17 protein-coding genes and 1 pseudogene are annotated in these 15,196 nt (G+C 32.2%); 4 read left to right on the top strand and 14 right to left on the bottom strand.

Annotated features, from left to right (window positions below; genetic code table 11):
• Window positions 1-13: 13 nt before the first annotated feature.
• Window positions 14-265 carry a YuzB family protein gene (locus tag EPK97_RS18765; RefSeq protein ID WP_162038159.1) on the bottom strand — a complete coding sequence of 84 codons (252 nt, stop codon included), beginning with the start codon at window positions 263-265 and terminating at the stop codon, window positions 14-16.
• A gap of 118 nt (window positions 266-383) precedes the next feature.
• Here EPK97_RS18765 and EPK97_RS18760 point away from each other — a divergent pair, with 118 nt between their 5' ends.
• Window positions 384-629 carry a NifU family protein gene (locus EPK97_RS18760; RefSeq protein ID WP_160645670.1) on the top strand — a complete coding sequence of 82 codons (246 nt, stop codon included), beginning with the start codon at window positions 384-386 and terminating at the stop codon, window positions 627-629.
• Between the two features lie 155 nt (window positions 630-784).
• On the opposite strand, the gene EPK97_RS18755 is transcribed toward EPK97_RS18760, so the two are convergent.
• From EPK97_RS18755 to EPK97_RS18730, 6 genes are all read right to left on the bottom strand, one after another.
• Window positions 785-1,561 carry an SDR family oxidoreductase gene (locus EPK97_RS18755; protein ID WP_162038158.1) on the bottom strand — a complete coding sequence of 259 codons (777 nt, stop codon included), beginning with the start codon at window positions 1,559-1,561 and terminating at the stop codon, window positions 785-787.
• Window positions 1,562-1,620: 59 nt separating this feature from the next.
• Window positions 1,621-2,328: a Cthe_2314 family HEPN domain-containing protein gene (locus tag EPK97_RS18750; protein WP_162038157.1), complete on the bottom strand. Its 708-nt coding sequence runs from the start codon at window positions 2,326-2,328 to the stop codon at window positions 1,621-1,623.
• Window positions 2,329-2,372: 44 nt separating this feature from the next.
• On the bottom strand, window positions 2,373-3,287 hold the full coding sequence (locus tag EPK97_RS18745) for a DMT family transporter (RefSeq protein ID WP_240903888.1): 915 nt from the start codon (window positions 3,285-3,287) through the stop codon (window positions 2,373-2,375).
• On the bottom strand, window positions 3,280-5,037 hold the full coding sequence (locus EPK97_RS18740; RefSeq protein WP_162038156.1) for a UbiD family decarboxylase: 1,758 nt from the start codon (window positions 5,035-5,037) through the stop codon (window positions 3,280-3,282). Before EPK97_RS18740 ends, EPK97_RS18745 begins: the two co-directional genes overlap by 8 nt.
• Window positions 5,034-5,972: a COX15/CtaA family protein gene (locus EPK97_RS18735; RefSeq protein WP_240903887.1), complete on the bottom strand. Its 939-nt coding sequence runs from the start codon at window positions 5,970-5,972 to the stop codon at window positions 5,034-5,036. Before EPK97_RS18735 ends, EPK97_RS18740 begins: the two co-directional genes overlap by 4 nt.
• 225 nt (window positions 5,973-6,197) lie before the next feature.
• Window positions 6,198-6,545, bottom strand: coding sequence for a thioredoxin family protein (locus tag EPK97_RS18730; protein ID WP_162038155.1), 348 nt, complete (start codon window positions 6,543-6,545; stop codon window positions 6,198-6,200).
• 182 nt (window positions 6,546-6,727) lie between these two features.
• Between EPK97_RS18730 and EPK97_RS18725 the strand changes: the two genes are divergently transcribed.
• Complete coding sequence (locus EPK97_RS18725; protein WP_162038154.1) at window positions 6,728-7,939, top strand: DUF2515 family protein; 1,212 nt, start codon at window positions 6,728-6,730, stop codon at window positions 7,937-7,939.
• Here EPK97_RS18725 and EPK97_RS18720 read toward each other — a convergent pair whose 3' ends face one another.
• Together EPK97_RS18720 and EPK97_RS18715 are read right to left on the bottom strand one after the other, a co-directional pair.
• Window positions 7,940-9,580: a putative polysaccharide biosynthesis protein gene (locus EPK97_RS18720; protein WP_162038153.1), complete on the bottom strand. Its 1,641-nt coding sequence runs from the start codon at window positions 9,578-9,580 to the stop codon at window positions 7,940-7,942.
• A gap of 123 nt (window positions 9,581-9,703) precedes the next feature.
• On the bottom strand, window positions 9,704-10,447 hold the full coding sequence (locus tag EPK97_RS18715) for a Cof-type HAD-IIB family hydrolase (protein ID WP_162038152.1): 744 nt from the start codon (window positions 10,445-10,447) through the stop codon (window positions 9,704-9,706).
• A 293-nt stretch (window positions 10,448-10,740) separates the two neighbouring features.
• On the opposite strand from EPK97_RS18715, the gene EPK97_RS18710 reads away from it, so the two are divergent.
• Window positions 10,741-12,081: a sensor histidine kinase gene (locus tag EPK97_RS18710; RefSeq protein ID WP_162038151.1), complete on the top strand. Its 1,341-nt coding sequence runs from the start codon at window positions 10,741-10,743 to the stop codon at window positions 12,079-12,081.
• A gap of 97 nt (window positions 12,082-12,178) precedes the next feature.
• On the opposite strand, the gene EPK97_RS18705 is transcribed toward EPK97_RS18710, so the two are convergent.
• The 4 genes and pseudogenes from EPK97_RS18705 to EPK97_RS22260 form a co-directional block, all read right to left on the bottom strand.
• Window positions 12,179-12,307 (bottom strand): cyclic lactone autoinducer peptide, encoded by a 129-nt coding sequence (locus EPK97_RS18705; protein ID WP_162038150.1) that lies wholly within the window; start codon window positions 12,305-12,307, stop codon window positions 12,179-12,181.
• A gap of 1 nt (window position 12,308) precedes the next feature.
• Window positions 12,309-12,824, bottom strand: coding sequence for an accessory gene regulator B family protein (locus EPK97_RS18700; RefSeq protein WP_162038149.1), 516 nt, complete (start codon window positions 12,822-12,824; stop codon window positions 12,309-12,311).
• A 217-nt stretch (window positions 12,825-13,041) separates the two neighbouring features.
• A pseudogene (locus EPK97_RS22665) lies at window positions 13,042-13,137 on the bottom strand (hypothetical protein); the annotation flags it as partial.
• A gap of 32 nt (window positions 13,138-13,169) precedes the next feature.
• Window positions 13,170-13,337, bottom strand: coding sequence for a family 1 glycosylhydrolase (locus tag EPK97_RS22260; RefSeq protein WP_162038148.1), 168 nt, complete (start codon window positions 13,335-13,337; stop codon window positions 13,170-13,172).
• Window positions 13,338-13,408: 71 nt separating this feature from the next.
• Here EPK97_RS22260 and EPK97_RS18685 point away from each other — a divergent pair, with 71 nt between their 5' ends.
• Complete coding sequence (locus tag EPK97_RS18685; protein ID WP_162038147.1) at window positions 13,409-14,038, top strand: HAD-IA family hydrolase; 630 nt, start codon at window positions 13,409-13,411, stop codon at window positions 14,036-14,038.
• Window positions 14,039-14,070: 32 nt separating this feature from the next.
• Here the strand turns inward: EPK97_RS18685 and EPK97_RS18680 are convergent, their stop codons facing one another.
• Entirely contained in the window at window positions 14,071-15,159 is a 1,089-nt protein-coding gene (locus tag EPK97_RS18680) for a glycosyltransferase family 2 protein (RefSeq protein ID WP_162038146.1), read from the bottom strand.
• Between the last annotated feature and the right edge of the window lie 37 nt (window positions 15,160-15,196).

Here is a 15,196-nt window from a genome sequence, read left to right as displayed (position 1 = left end):
CTTAAATATTACATTAAACATCCAGATCAAACGTTTTTAAGTATTCTTCAATTTCTTTTTCAATCTTTTCTTTTAATTGATCTGGTGATTGCGCAGTAATTAAATCTCCGTTTACGAGAGCATACGGTTCCATGGAACAGACCCCGCAGTAACCTAGACATCCGTATTCGATTACATCGTATTCGGGATTTTTTTCTAGTTCTTTCATGATTTTATCAGTTCCTAAATGCATATTATTAGTGCAAAATTCTATAATAGGTCTCATATATTTTCACCTGCTTTGATGTAATTTTGTTTGAGATTAACTTTTATTTTTTCAAAAGCAAACCATTTGCAATACTTACTTATTGTAATATAATAATAGAAGGAAGGAGATGAATCAAATGAATGTAGAAGATAAACAAAAGCAGTACGATGAGGTACTTGAAGTATTAGATAAACTCCGCCCATTTCTTCAGCGTGATGGAGGAGATTGTGAACTTGTAGATGTAGAAGATGGTATTGTTAAACTTAAATTAGTGGGTGCTTGCGGCAGTTGTCCAAGTTCTACAATAACGCTTAAAGCAGGGATTGAAAGAGCTCTTACTGAAGAAGTTGAAGGAATCACTGAAGTAGAGCAAGTATTCTAAAGCACCCCAAAAAGTGAGGTCAAGCTTTGGAGACTACACCTGTTACTTTTCGGGGGCCCCATAACAAATTCACCCACAAAAGTGAAGTCAAGCTTTGAAGGCAAAGATATAAGAGTCGTCCAATAACTGGACGACTCTTTATTTGTAATTAATTCTCATTTCATCATTGGAAAAGTTCGAATTGGATCAAGTCCACCTGAAATATCTATGATGTTCCCAGTTACAAAATCAGATTGTGGTTGACATAAAAACGTAATGACTCGTGAAACATCTTCTCCAGTCCCTGGTCTTCCTCTTGGTGATTCCTCATCATAAATAGTCACAACATCTTTAATTTCTATCTCTTTATTTTGACCACGAATATCACCTGGACAAACCATATTCACTGTAATTCCATATTCTGCTTCTTCTACTGACAATGTTTTTGTGAAAGATACTAATCCTACTTTTGCAGCAGCATATACGGCTCTATGAGGCCAACCTCTTGATTCTGCTGCGTGTCCAAAGCCAAAGTGTATAATCCTCCCCCATTTTTTCCTGCGCATATGAGGAAGCACTAAATGATCCAACTGCATAACACTTAAAAAATTCCCTTGAACTAAATAATTCATTTCTTCAAAAGAGTAGTCAGAAAACAACTTTCTTTCACGAATAAATGGACCTGCGTTATTTACTAATATATCAACTCCACCAAATTGCTCTTCAATTTGGTTTATCATGGATTGTAATTGATTAAATTGAGTCACATCAGCCTGTATCGCAGCAGATTTTACACCTATTTTTTCAATCGTTTCAACTAAATGTTCCGCTTCATTTTTACTATTTACATAATTAATGATGACATTACAACCTAGTTCAGCAAAAGCCAAAGCTGTTTTTTTGCCTAACCCCTTTGCACTTCCAGTGACTAGAGCAACTTTATCTTTTAACATTGGAATTCTCTCGTCCCCCTCTAGTGACAATTGAATCACTTACCATCTTCTTATGTATGTTACAATTTTTTTTGTAACAATTGATTTGCATAATCAAATACTTCAATTAAAGATAAACAGACCATTTTATAACCTTGCTGCAAAATATAAACATTGTTTGCTAAGTTTTCTACTGTTACTTTTTCTTTTGATACGTCATCCGTTTTGGCCAAATCATCTAACATTTCAACATTAATGTAATGAATTTCTAAGTTTCTTCTTTTTCTAAGCGTTTTCATCGGTTCTTTATATTCTAATTTAATATGATATAGTAACTTTTGTAAAGTAGGATGTTTTTTCAAACTATACATCTGCCTTAAAGCAGTGTAATATGAAAACCTTGGTTTAACTTGTTCTGTTTTCAATTCAAATAGATCATTCAAAAAATACCCCAGTTTATCTAATATAGAAAAAATTCGAATGAACGAATTTTTATAATAATAAACATGCAAATAATAATCCTTTAATTCCTCTGCGTCCATATCTTCTTCATATGTAGTGTGAATCTTTTTACTATATTTTTCACTGGAAAACACACTCTGCTCCAATTCATTTAAAGAAATAATAAACGCTTCAGCTAACAGCTTAATTCGAATATATCTATCTGGTAAGTCTTCTTTTCGATCAATTTGGATAATTAAATCGCTAAATTTTTCAATCGCTTGATTGATATGAAAGAAATCCCCTTCTTTCTTTCTATTCGGTAATTTAAACGAATGGTCAAACATCACATCACTTCCTTCATATCAGTTCTTCACCATTTTATCCGCTTCTATTCTATCTTCTGACTAAACCGTTCTTTTTGAATAAGGTACATCGAAGATAACACGGCAATTGCACCTAAGATTTGTATAAAACTTAAACGTTCTTGTAAAATAATAAATCCTGCGAAGGCAGCTGTAATTGGAAGTAAAAAACCATATACTGAGGATTTAAAAGCACCCAGCTTACCTAAACTGTAATGATGTAAATAAAAAGCGATTACCGTTGCAACAATAGATGTGTACAACAAACTAATCCATCCTATGGTTGTAACTGATTGCAAATAGGAAATATCTACGTTCCAAACCACAAAAGGAAGTAAACTTATTGCCCCTACAGTCATTTCAATAGAAACGATAAATGTAATTGGATATTTTTTCAAAAGATGATTCATACCGATTAAATAAGCAGCTCCCATAAAAGCTCTTGATAACAGTAATACATCACCTTTAAGCGTATCCATTCCAAAGTGTAAATTGTTTCCTAACATCATCAAAATAACACCTAAAAAAGCTGTAGGGAGTCCTATGATTAACCGCTTAGACAGCCTAATTTCTTTTAACATCAAAGCAAAGATTGCCGTAACAACCGGCATAAATCCTCTACCTAAAACAGCTCCATTTGCTGAAGTGGAGTACTGTAATGCATAAGAAAGCATCGCCTCCATTCCAACAGCATTTAACACACCAAGTCCAAATAATAACAATAAATCATTTATTTTAATGGATAAGTTTATGTTTTTTTTTCTAAGTGAAAGATAAGCAATTACCCATACAAGGGGGACAATACTAAAGAATCTGATCCCGTTAAATATAAGCGGCTCCCATTCTTGACCCCCTATTTTCATAGAGGTTATGTTAATTCCCCATAATAAATATACAAATGCAAATCCTATATGTGGTAACAAATTTGTTTTATTACTCAAAATACTCTCCCCAACGTTTTGAAACAAGCTCTACAATATCTTCACGTGGAAACAACTCATCAGGATACCCTGGTTTCATTCTTGCATCTATGACGATTGGCAGTTCATAGTTTAGATGATGCTGTCGGATTTCACCATCTGCATACATATCTGTTGCAGGGTTAAATCGAGTAAACACTGTCCATAAAAAGGAGGTTTGATCCTTTGTAATATTTGCATCATCAACTAGAATAACCATTGGCCATGATTCCAACTTTTGTTTATTTGTTTTTAGGATATGTGCTGCTAACTCAGGTTCTTCTTCATACTTTTTACCTGAAATAACTAGACATCCTTTACAGTAAGTAGAGATTTTAGATATTCCTGCTAATTCTCCACCTGTGTAATCACCAGGTAATTCTCTCTTTGGATCGCCTACTCCAATTAGCACTGCTTTACTCCCATGATTCAACTTTTTCCCAGTGTAATCTAATGTATCGTGTGAAGTTTTATTAAAAATAAACAAATCCGTTTTTGGTTCAAATCTTTCTAATACAGATTCAAATAATTGTGGGAAATTTTCTAAGTTTACGTTTTGATCTGTTAAAATTAAAAATTTTGTTAGCGTAAGCTGACCTTCTCCAAAAATTCTAAAAGCACTTGCTAACACTTCACGTGAATAACTTTCCCTTACTACTGCTGCTGCCAACGGATGAAAACCTGTTTCAGCATAAGTCCATAACTGTTTCACTCCAGGCATCGCCATTGGAAAAGCAGGAGATAATAATCGTTGTAAAAACTCACCCATATAATAATCTTCTTGTTTTGGTTTGCCTACAATGGTAGCTGGATAAATAGCATCCTTACGATGCCACATATGATCAATTCGAAATTCAGGAAAATCATGAATTAAAGAATAATATCCGTAATGGTCTCCGAAAGGGCCTTCTGGTCTTGTATAATTCGGTGGTACCTTACCATGAATGGCAAACTCAGCATCTGCAATCAGACGATGATCTCCAAGTGGATTGTCAGCAGTCTTTAATTTTTTCCCCAAAATTAAAGAAGTTAATAATAGTTCTGGTAAATGCTCTGGTACAGGAGCAATGGCAGAGGCTATTAGTGCAGGTGGTCCTCCTAAAAAAACGGTAACAGGAAAAGGTTCATTCTTTTTCTCTGCTTCATGATAATGAAATCCTCCACCCTTATGAATTTGCCAATGCATTCCTGTTGTTTGATCATCATATACTTGCATGCGATACATACCAAGATTGTGGTCCTTCGTTTCAGGATGTTCTGTATATACTAAAGGCAAAGTGAAAAATGGTCCTCCATCTTCCTGCCAACTTGTAATCACTGGAAGCTCACTTAACGGTTTTTGTTGTTTTAATACCTGCATAACAGGAGCTTCATTTTTTAATACTGTTTTAGTGCCGATTTTCAACATATCTAATATTAAATTTTTCTCTTTCCATAGTGCTTTTGGAGTCGGTGGAAGAAGTGTGTCCATCGCTCCAATAATTTGTTTCATTAATAACTCTGGTTTTGGACCAAAAGCTAAATCCACGCGCCTACTTGTCCCAAATAAATTTGTAACAACTGGGAAAGGGCTTCCTTTTACGTTGGTAAATAACAATGCAGGACCGCCTTCATCAATCACACGTCGATGGATCTCCGCTATCTCAAGATATGGGTCAACTGACGCAGATATTTCTACGATATCGTTTTCTTTTTTTAAAATATCAATAAATGCTCTTAAATCTTGAATCATTTAACTTTCTCCCTCCACTGCCATACTAACATACTTAAATAACATAATACTCCAAACATGACTGATATAATTGATGTGTGTAACAAAATGGCAAATAGGTACCAATTTTCATTACTGATTGCTGCAACTAATATAACACCACTTATGACTTGGGCTACAATTAAAACAAGTGCAGCGATTCCAGCATTACGAATCGGACGAATATGATGATATGATCTATAGGCAAAATGAGCGACAATTAACATAATAATAAACAAGAAACTCGCAGAAGAAACATGTGTAAGTGCTACCGCCACTTTCCCTATCAAGGTTTGAAATGTATTTTGATATAGCTCAACAAAAGCAGATCCTGAGTCCGTATGTTTCACTAACGCTCCAGTGTAAACCACGATATAAGTATAAATGACTGTAAACCATACAAAGATACGATAACTTCTACCAACCGGTTTATCTATAGTTGTTGTCGGTTCACCCCATTTTGTATATTGACTCTGCTCTTGTGGATTTATTTTCCAAACGATCATCACGAGCAACAAACTGCTTGCAAATGCCATTATAGATATTCCAAAATGAAGTGCTAGAACAGGAGACGATTGTGGCCACATGACTGCCATAGCGCCCATGATGGCTTGTACTACAGTAAACAACAATGTTCCCCATGCATACAATAAGGCATCTTTGCGATGATTTAATAATTTGATGACCATAACAAGCGTAATCACCACTAGTATTCCCTCTATACCAGTTACAAACCGGTGACTGTACTCTATGATCGATGAAATAGTATAGGTAGGTACGAATTTACCGTTACATAAAGGCCAATCATGGCCGCAGCCTAGTTCTGATCCCGTATTTGTAACTAACGTCCCAGCAAGTAAAACGAGGAACATTCCCACACATGTGATCGTAGCTATCCATTTTAATCCTTTAACCAATGTTTTCACCCTTCTCTATGTACAAATAACAACAGTTATAATTATATCTGTTAATAGTTAAGAATACCATATCACGATTCCTTAAAAAGTGAAGAAAATCCGAAGAAGTATAACCACTTTTTTATATAAGAAAATCGCCGCTCCAAAATAGAAATAATTCTTTTTAGAACGACGAGATTATATGTTTAGGGCTTATTTTTCTAGATGTTATGTGTTTAGTTTAAATTATGACTTTTCTAAAGCAGAAGCCACTTCTATGGCTCGATCAACAAAGGCCTCGATTTCTTCTTGCGTTTTTCTTAATTTACTCACAAATCGAATAAGCTCCTTATTCTCATGAAGAGCGATAAAACTTGGAATACCAAGCACATTGTACTGATCAACTAAATCAGGAAATTGTTCTGAATCAATCTCAATAAAACGGACTTTACCTTCATATTTTGCAATCACTTCTGGCATAAATGGATCTATGAAACGGCAATCTACGCACCAATCCGCTTTAAATACTGCAATTGTTGGTTTGTTTTCAGATATCATTTCTGTAAACTGTTTTTTACTCGTTAATTTTTCCATCATCTTTCACTCCTCTTCTTCTTGTCCTCTTTAAAAAGGAATCTTAAGAACTATTATACGGAATACTAGTATAACCATTCAAACTTTAATGCTAAATGACTCACACCCATTTTAACAAAAAATCATAGTTAATTATGTGAAACTTCTTACATTCAATCAAATTTAGAAAGAAGGTGTTCCTAATGTTTAACGAACTTTTTAATGAATCAAAACAAAAAGAAAAAAGTTTCTTTAGATTCTTACAACTAAAAAAACAATACAACCCTTTAGATTACAACAAAAAAGACTTGCGAATGATTCATAAAAAATTAAAGAGTATATTGGAACACCCTAAAGCTACGAAAACTACTTTTACTAAAATTGAACAAGAAATTATAAAAAAAATTCAACAAAAAACTAAGGAAAATAACCTAAATAATATTACACGCACTCAAGCGTACCTAGAAGTGTACAAGAGAAACCCTAACCTTCACTGGGCGTTTTTAGCTCATATGGTATCAAGAAACGGCGGTTGGAATATGACCGATTTAATGGGGGAATTTCTACCTCGTTTACTAAACTACGAAAAACGATTAGCAACATTTTTAATGCTAGAAAGTGCAAATGCACTTATTTTTCATGATGCCTATCCTCAGTTATTATTATATGAGGAAAGTTTACGATTGAAAAAAAACTTATTTCATTTGTTAGATGCTTTTCATGTATCTAAATTTGTGCGCCCCTTCTGGGAGCTTTTCTGGAATGATCCACAACAATACACTTTGATAACTATCGCTCTTATTATTAATGAACAAAATCACATCGAAAAAAGAGTTGTTTTAAATCCCAAATTTAAAGAAAAAGTGTTGGACAAATTTTATTTTAAAGTACAATCTTTATTACAACTAAATCAGGTCATCTTTCCCATGTTTTCTTCTCATCAAAGTCATAAAATGGAACTTGTGGGGTTAACAGTTCAGAATTTTTCAAATCTTCAAGAAAGAATTGAAGTAGGCAAAAAACTATATACGGTTTTATTCTGTTATCCTAACTATTATCAGGCCATTACAAATTTCTCTACTCAAGTTCCTCACACTGGTTCACGAGTAGACTATTGTCCTGAACTATTTTCAAAAAAGAAGTCAACCTCTTCCAATTATAAAACACAAAAAATCATAGGGAGTAAATTAAAAAAAGGAGCTGAACCACTCTTCAGCCCTCAATTAACTCAAATATGGTCTAACATTCCTTTTCAGTCCACTACTCACGAAGACTGGTTCAGTAATCTCTCTAGCATGAAATATTTTAAAAAAATAAAACCACCTATCACTTTAGAAATGACACACAATTATTGCCAAGCTTTAAATAAAATTGAACTTGCAGTTATGGCAGAAAATATGTTGTTTGAGGATTGATCAGCGATTTATTAAACGTAATACCTTCTGCATCACTTTCTGAATTCTAATAGGTAAATGACGAATATCATTTTCTGTAATCACTCTAAATTTAATCATGAATAGTAAATATAAAATCCCGATAATCGGTCCTAAAATGATAGAATGTACCGCATAAGTGATCCTCTCAATGGAAAGCTGAATCATAGATTGGTTAAACATTGTAATTAAATATCCAACACCAATAAGAAGGAGTGACGTAACTATCGTGCCTATCCACTTTTTCCCCAATATCGTGTATGAAACTGTTTTCTTCAAATACAATAAGTTTAATATCATTACAATTGAAAAACTGATGGCAGTAGATAAAATAATTCCACCAATTCCAAGCCACGGTGCTAATAAAAAGTTCCCTGCCACTTTCAATATCACTCCTAGTGATACATGAATCATCGGTCTTTTGAATTGTCCTAATCCCATTAAAATCGTACCTGATGTCATCATTAATACTTGAAATATTGTGCTGGCTGTTAGATAAACAATAACAGACGTTCCTAAAGTATTTTTGAATAACAAAACATTAATAGGCTCTGCTGCAATACATAACACTAAGATGACTGGCAAGCTGAAAAGAATAGACATTCTTAAAGCTAGCGATGTTTGTCGGTTTAATACTAACTGATCCTTTTTTGCATACGCTGATGAAATGATTGGAAGAATAGATTGACTAATTGCAATAGAAAATATGATGGGTAGGCCTGCGAGTGCCTGGGCTCTATTTTGCAAAATACCTAACATTTCTTCAGCACTACTATACCCTAACTTCCCTTCAAGTAATGAAATTACAGTTGAAGAGTCAATAAAATTAATTGCTGGGACAGCAATGGCAATCAAAATGACAGGTCCCGAAATTTTAAAGATCATCTTATATATTTTTCTGTAAGTTAATGACTTAGCAGCTTTTATCTCTTCTTGATTCTTTTCATTTGATATATCAGGCTGTTGATCCTTAATATCTTGTTTTTTTAGCCTACGCCAATAAAACAACATCACTAATAGTGCCGCAACCCCACCAACGACCCCACCAAAAGTTGCACCAGCGATCGCCATTTGCTCTGTAGTACCCATAAAAAGTAATAATGATGCGAGTCCAACGGAAACAATCACTCTCACAATTTGTTCAACAATTTGTGAAATACCATTCCCCATCATTTGTTGCCTTCCTTGAAAATAACCTCTCATGATAGCAATGACAGGGAAAAACAGTAAGGCAGGAGCAAGAGCACGTATCGCTAACACAGCATCCTTATCCTTCGCAATATTTGTTGCATAATAATCAGATGCAAACCAGAGTAATGTTGTCATAAAAAGTCCTGCAAAAATTGCAAACTTAATAGCTGCAGCATAAATACGTTGAGCTTCAGCAAACTTTCCAACCGCGATTCGTTCAGAAACTAACTTACTAATTGCAACGGGAATCCCAGCTGTTGCTATCATCAATAAGAGAAAATAAATGGAGTTTGCAATCCCATAAGTAGCCATCGCATTGTCACCAAGCATATTCTGCAGTGGAACACGCTGAAATATCCCTAAAAATCGTGCAATGAAAGCTGCGATTGCTAATACTAGTGTGCCTTTAATTAAAGAATCTTTAGTTGACAATGTAACTTTCCTTCCTGATTAATGATCATATTTTAAGAAAAACTACCATGATAATATAATTTGTCATTCACAAAAGCGAATTACCTGTAGTTTTCATTTATATCGCTAATGCGCTTGAGAATCTTATGTTACTAGTATGTATTCCTCTATTATTTTTGCCACACCATCTTCATCGTTTGTCAACGTTACTATATCAGCTTCTTTTTTTATAATATCCTGTGCATTCCCCATCGCAACACCAAGACCCGCTGATTTAATCATAGCAAGATCATTCATACTATCACCCATAGCTATGACCTCTGACATATCAAATCCTTTCCAGTTGCATAAAGCTTGTAATCCACTTGCTTTACTAATCCCTTTTGGATTTAATTCAATATTATTAGGATGTGAATTCGTGATTTCCATAATTTGCCATTTATTAATGATTTCAAAAATTTGTTTGATTTTACTATCATCTTCAGTATAATAACCAAATTTTAACCACTGATAATCATCTAAATTATCCGTCCATTGTTCCTTATTAAATAACCCTTCCACAGCATAACCCCAAAACCAAGTATCATAATGAACTGCAATTTCATGCATTTCTTTAATGACTTCAGATTCTAGTAGGTGACGCTGCATTAATTCTTTTGGATTCTTCCAAACTTCACTTCCATTCACAGCTACAATCGGTGTATCTAATTTCAGTTCATGAATATAAGGCGCTATACCTTGATACCCTCTACCTGTTGCAAAACTAACAATAACTCCTTTATTTAAAGCTTTATCAATTGCAACTTTATTCGCAGGCGAAATTTCTCTATTTTCATTTAAAACCGTTCCATCCATATCCAAAGCAATTAATTTATATTGTTTAGTCAAGCCATTCCCTCCTATGATCTAATGAAAATGAAGCTCTCTATCGGAAGTTTCATTAGTTATTAAGTATAACATAACGGGTTTACCCGAACACTTTACATGGATCACAAAAATTCCCATATGAATAAATGTAACATAAAGGTTTTTATTTGATCATAATCATGGTAAGTTATATTCGAGGTTATTCGACATTAAAATACATATCTTAACAAAATTATTTCATATTATGATATTATATTATCAATGAAGGTATATTTTTAGTAGATTAATTACTAATTTTAGAAAAGGTGAATGTTTTGATTGAAACTTTTTTAGAACTATTTATGAATGCTTTGCCTCTTATCTTGGTTTATTCAATCCCCACTTACTTTATTATTATATATTTTTCCTTCACTTTTTGGGGAGTATCTATTAAAGATAAGTGGAAAAAAATATTACTATTTGCAACACTTGAATCGATCTATATTGGTTTATTTATTTTTGATCTACCCTTGTACTTACATTTAATAAATGGAATTATTTCTTATTTTATATTATTCTTTCTCGTATTCTATTCTTTGAATACAATCTATAAAATTATAATTCCTTCATTTGCTTATATCACTGCTATGTTTCTAGAAGGGATTTCTGGAAGTGTAATATTTTTATTTATTCCAAGAGAGCAATTTATAAATAGTGTAATGAATATGTTGTATATCACAGTATTTATTACGACCATAATGATATTATTAAATTATTTAATGAATAGAAAAAAATGGTTTCCTGGTAAAGACCTTATAGAGACTATTAAAAAAAACAAAAAGATCACATTATTAGTGTGTATTTTGTCTATTCAATTTTTGATGACCGCATTAATTATGTCAATAGGCTATTTTGGATCATTCCATAATTTATCTAAAATAATTTATATCTTGTTGTTTTTAATGATATTTATAAGTCTCATTATTATGATATTAACTTTCAATACGATAAAACAATCTAAAAATGAAGCTATTAGAATGACTCAGCAATTCTATATCGAAGATGTAAATCGGATGTTTACGAGTATTAGAGGTCAAAGACATGATTTTCTAAATCATGTTCAAGTTATTCATGGTTTTGTTAAATACAAAAAATACAACCAATTAGAAGAATATACTAAAGAACTTACTGAAGAAATTTCCGAAGTAAACGAGATTTTACAAATAGGGCATCCAGCAATAGCAGCCTTAATACAAAGCAAAATGATTATTTCCCTTGATAAAAAAGTGAAATTTAAATATGAAGTTTCTGGGTTAGATGGACTATCTTTAGGTATAACATCGATAGATATAGTTAAAATCTTAGGAAATCTAATAGATAATGCTATAGATGAAGTTAATAACTTTCCATTGGAAAAAAGATGGATTAATTTAAAAGTTACTACAGAAAACGGGAAATTATATATTATAACTAAAAACCCATGCAGTATAAAGATTCAAAATACAAAAAATGATTTGTTTACTTCAGGTTATTCAACTAAAGAAAAAGACTTACATGAAGGCATTGGATTAGCTATAGTTAAAGATAGAGTGGATTATTATAAAGGACAAATAAAAATCTTAACTTCTTTAAATAATGAAATTGAATTTAGAGTAGAATTGCCATTAAAAGTATAATACAAAAGAATTTTTAAATATAAAAAAGCCCCAGCTTATTTTACGAAATTTGGAGCCTTTTTATATATTAACTAGTAATTAAAAATATTTGAAAGTTCTACTTATGTAACAGCTCTTCTGGTACTTCTGGTTGATTCATAGTCCAATGACATGCTACACTAACGAATCCTAGAGATACTATACTTAAAATTTTTGATGTTAATATTGCCAACTTCTTCATTCTCATATTAAACCCTCCTTCCAATCAAGGTTATTGACTGTATAAGAAATGCTAGTGTAATAGGATCTGATTTAATTATGTAACTACTCACCACTAACACAATCGCAGTTAATTTTAAATAAGGATAAAATTTCTTAGGAATTCTCGTCCGCCCTTCCAAATTAGCAGGTGCAAAGATTAAAATCAGTAATATACTTAATCCTGCAAATAATTCATACATCCAACCAGTTATAGAAATGAATGGAATTAAGACAACCATTATAATAGAAGTAATTGAACATGCTAGAGCACTTTTAAAATGATACCCTCCAGTAATATATCGTAAAATTACAAATGAAAATAGTCCTAACATAGTTAGTACTGTTTGATTTAAAATAATACTTATGATAAGTGAAATTGAAAATACTAAAAACCCGTCTATTAAAACTACTAAAGCAAATTTCATAACTTCAATACTTGCAGTATTTTTTGGATCAACATCTTTTATAGATTTTGCTATTCTAAAAGCTAATGCTTCTACCATCTGAATTCTCTCATTTCTTACTGAAATAAAATTTTGTACTGTCTCCTATATTCTATACTATATATTTTATATTTTACAGTTGAATTTTTGGGAATTTTGTATAATATTTGCGATTAATGATGAATTTTGATGAATTTTGATGAATTTGTATAAATTTAACCAAATAATCTAGCAGTTAAAAATTAATCTAGATCCATTGAAAATAAAAGAACGGGGATTATAAATGAGGATATAAAGTGTCGAGAAGTGACCAAACATAATACCCTTGTAAATTCTCCCTATCCTTAATTGCTAGATAACAAGAATTTAAATGTTGATAATAATAATGCTATGTCCATTATTTTTTTATTTTTTTATTTTTGAATTGATATCTGGAAACTCTACACCATTTTCAGTAACCCATAATGATATTTTCCCATAATCTCGATCTAATCTCATTAACAAAACATGTAAACCATTTGAAACGTCAATTCCCCAACCTTTTGAATCTAATTTATTTTCTCCTGAATTCATTTATAATGACTTATAGTCACATATTCTTTAATTAGTTGGAATAAACATATACTTACTTAGGAGGGACTTAAATGAAACATATCATTTTTGATTTTGATGGGACGATTGTACAGTCCAAGAGCCTAACGATAGATATATATAATGAACTTGCAGCAAAATATAATTATAAGCTTATTGAAAAGGATGAAATCCCATACTTAAGTTCTCTAAGCATACCTCAAAGGAGTAAGTATCTTAAGGTACCATTGTGGAAACTACCCAGTCTTGTCAACGAGGTAAGGAAAAAATATAAACAAAGAATATTAAAAATCCCTACTGTGAATGGAGTACCAGAAGTTATAAAGGAATTACATAAGTTAGGATATCAACTTGGCATTATATCAACAAACGATAAAAAGAATATCATTCAATACTTGTCCAAGCACAGGATTAAACATATTAGCAAAGTTTTTTGCTCAACAAATGTTTTTGGCAAACATCGACTAATTTATAAGTATTTAAACCATTTTAAAATCAAAAAAGAAAATGTAATATATATTGGAGACGAAATAAGAGATATTGAAGCATGTAAAAAAGCAAAAATTAAAATTATCTGTGTTTCATGGGGGTTCGATGCAAGGAGGCTGCTAGAACAGGGAAAGCCAGAATATATAGTGGACCATCCTCAACAAATTAAAGAGATCATGATAAAACAAATATGATAGTATAATCCCTTCACTTCAACATTGAAGAATCATACTCTTCTTTTTCCTTTATAATACTTTATATCAAATTTAGATTCATGCATCTGTATTCTCACATCTAACATCTCTTCATTTGAATGATCCATGATAAGGATTGGTTTATGCTCTGCTTCTTCCAATATTTTTTGAATAGTTGATTCTTCTAAATCACCAGTTAAGTGATGGACAGTTGGGGAAATGTTATCAAGGGTTCTCCCTTTTTTCCATGCTCTGATAGCATATTCTAACAGGGTAAACTTATTAATCCATGACATTGTATTCATTTTATTTATTGCATTTTTATAAATGTCCATTATTTCTAACATCTTTACTTCCATATCTGAATGTTTATTTCTAAAAATCTCATAATTTTGGCTCCATTTTAAAATTTTATCCATTTCGTCAGCTTCATGATGTTGATGGTAAACGATAGATTCACGACTGTAAGCAAATTTAACCCCTTCCTTGTACAATCGATACCCAAATTCGCTATCCTCAAGTCCCCAATATATAAAATCTTCATCAAAACCACCAATTTTTTCAACCATATTTCTTTTAACTGAAGTATTACATGTCCAAAATAAATACCATGCAAATGAAAGATTACTGAAGTTCTCTGAAAACTGACCTATGATTTGAAATCTTTCATCTATCTTTTTTATAGGAGGATACATTTCTTCAGAAAACCCTTCTGCTAATTTTTCCACTTGAGTATCTCCTTCAGATAAAAACTGACGGAAACCAATAATTGCAAAATTATCATAAGCTTTATGAAACCTTAAATGTTCATTTATATAATTGGGAGGTACAAGGTGGTCTCCATCAATAAACAAAATGACATCACCATTTGCGGCCTCTATACCTTTGTTTCTTGCAGCTGATCTAGAGGAATGTTCACTTCTCGGTATGTATATATATTTCGATTCATAATTTAAAGCCATTGATGATACGACTTCAGCTGTACCATCCGTTGAACCATCATCTATTACAATCACTTCAAAACTATCCTCATGTTCTAGTACTTGGTGTTTAAATGTTAATAGACAAGCTTTCAACAAGTTTCTAACATTATAAACTGGCATAATCACACTTGCCTTCATGAATTCACATCCTCTATCGATATAAGAATTGATTTGA

It is taken from the genome of Chengkuizengella sediminis (assembly GCF_010078385.1).
Taxonomy (GTDB): domain Bacteria; phylum Bacillota; class Bacilli; order Paenibacillales; family KCTC-33759; genus Chengkuizengella; species Chengkuizengella sediminis.
The sequence above is the reverse complement of the archived record's forward strand: the minus strand, read 5'-3'. Positions and strand labels throughout refer to the sequence as shown.

Excerpts from the sequence above, each read along its gene's own strand:
- EPK97_RS18765 (WP_162038159.1), bottom strand. The coding sequence starts at position 265 with ATGAGACCTATTATAGAATTTTGCACTAATAATATGCATTTAGGAACT.
- EPK97_RS18760 (WP_160645670.1), top strand. The coding sequence starts at position 384 with ATGAATGTAGAAGATAAACAAAAGCAGTACGATGAGGTACTTGAAGTA.
- EPK97_RS18755 (WP_162038158.1), bottom strand. The coding sequence starts at position 1,561 with ATGTTAAAAGATAAAGTTGCTCTAGTCACTGGAAGTGCAAAGGGGTTA.
- EPK97_RS18750 (WP_162038157.1), bottom strand. The coding sequence starts at position 2,328 with ATGTTTGACCATTCGTTTAAATTACCGAATAGAAAGAAAGAAGGGGAT.
- EPK97_RS18740 (WP_162038156.1), bottom strand. The coding sequence starts at position 5,037 with ATGATTCAAGATTTAAGAGCATTTATTGATATTTTAAAAAAAGAAAAC.
- EPK97_RS18730 (WP_162038155.1), bottom strand. The coding sequence starts at position 6,545 with ATGGAAAAATTAACGAGTAAAAAACAGTTTACAGAAATGATATCTGAA.
- EPK97_RS18725 (WP_162038154.1), top strand. The coding sequence starts at position 6,728 with ATGTTTAACGAACTTTTTAATGAATCAAAACAAAAAGAAAAAAGTTTC.
- EPK97_RS18705 (WP_162038150.1), bottom strand. The coding sequence starts at position 12,307 with ATGAGAATGAAGAAGTTGGCAATATTAACATCAAAAATTTTAAGTATA.
- EPK97_RS18700 (WP_162038149.1), bottom strand. The coding sequence starts at position 12,824 with ATGGTAGAAGCATTAGCTTTTAGAATAGCAAAATCTATAAAAGATGTT.
- EPK97_RS22260 (WP_162038148.1), bottom strand. The coding sequence starts at position 13,337 with ATGAATTCAGGAGAAAATAAATTAGATTCAAAAGGTTGGGGAATTGAC.
- EPK97_RS18685 (WP_162038147.1), top strand. The coding sequence starts at position 13,409 with ATGAAACATATCATTTTTGATTTTGATGGGACGATTGTACAGTCCAAG.
- EPK97_RS18680 (WP_162038146.1), bottom strand. The coding sequence starts at position 15,159 with ATGAAGGCAAGTGTGATTATGCCAGTTTATAATGTTAGAAACTTGTTG.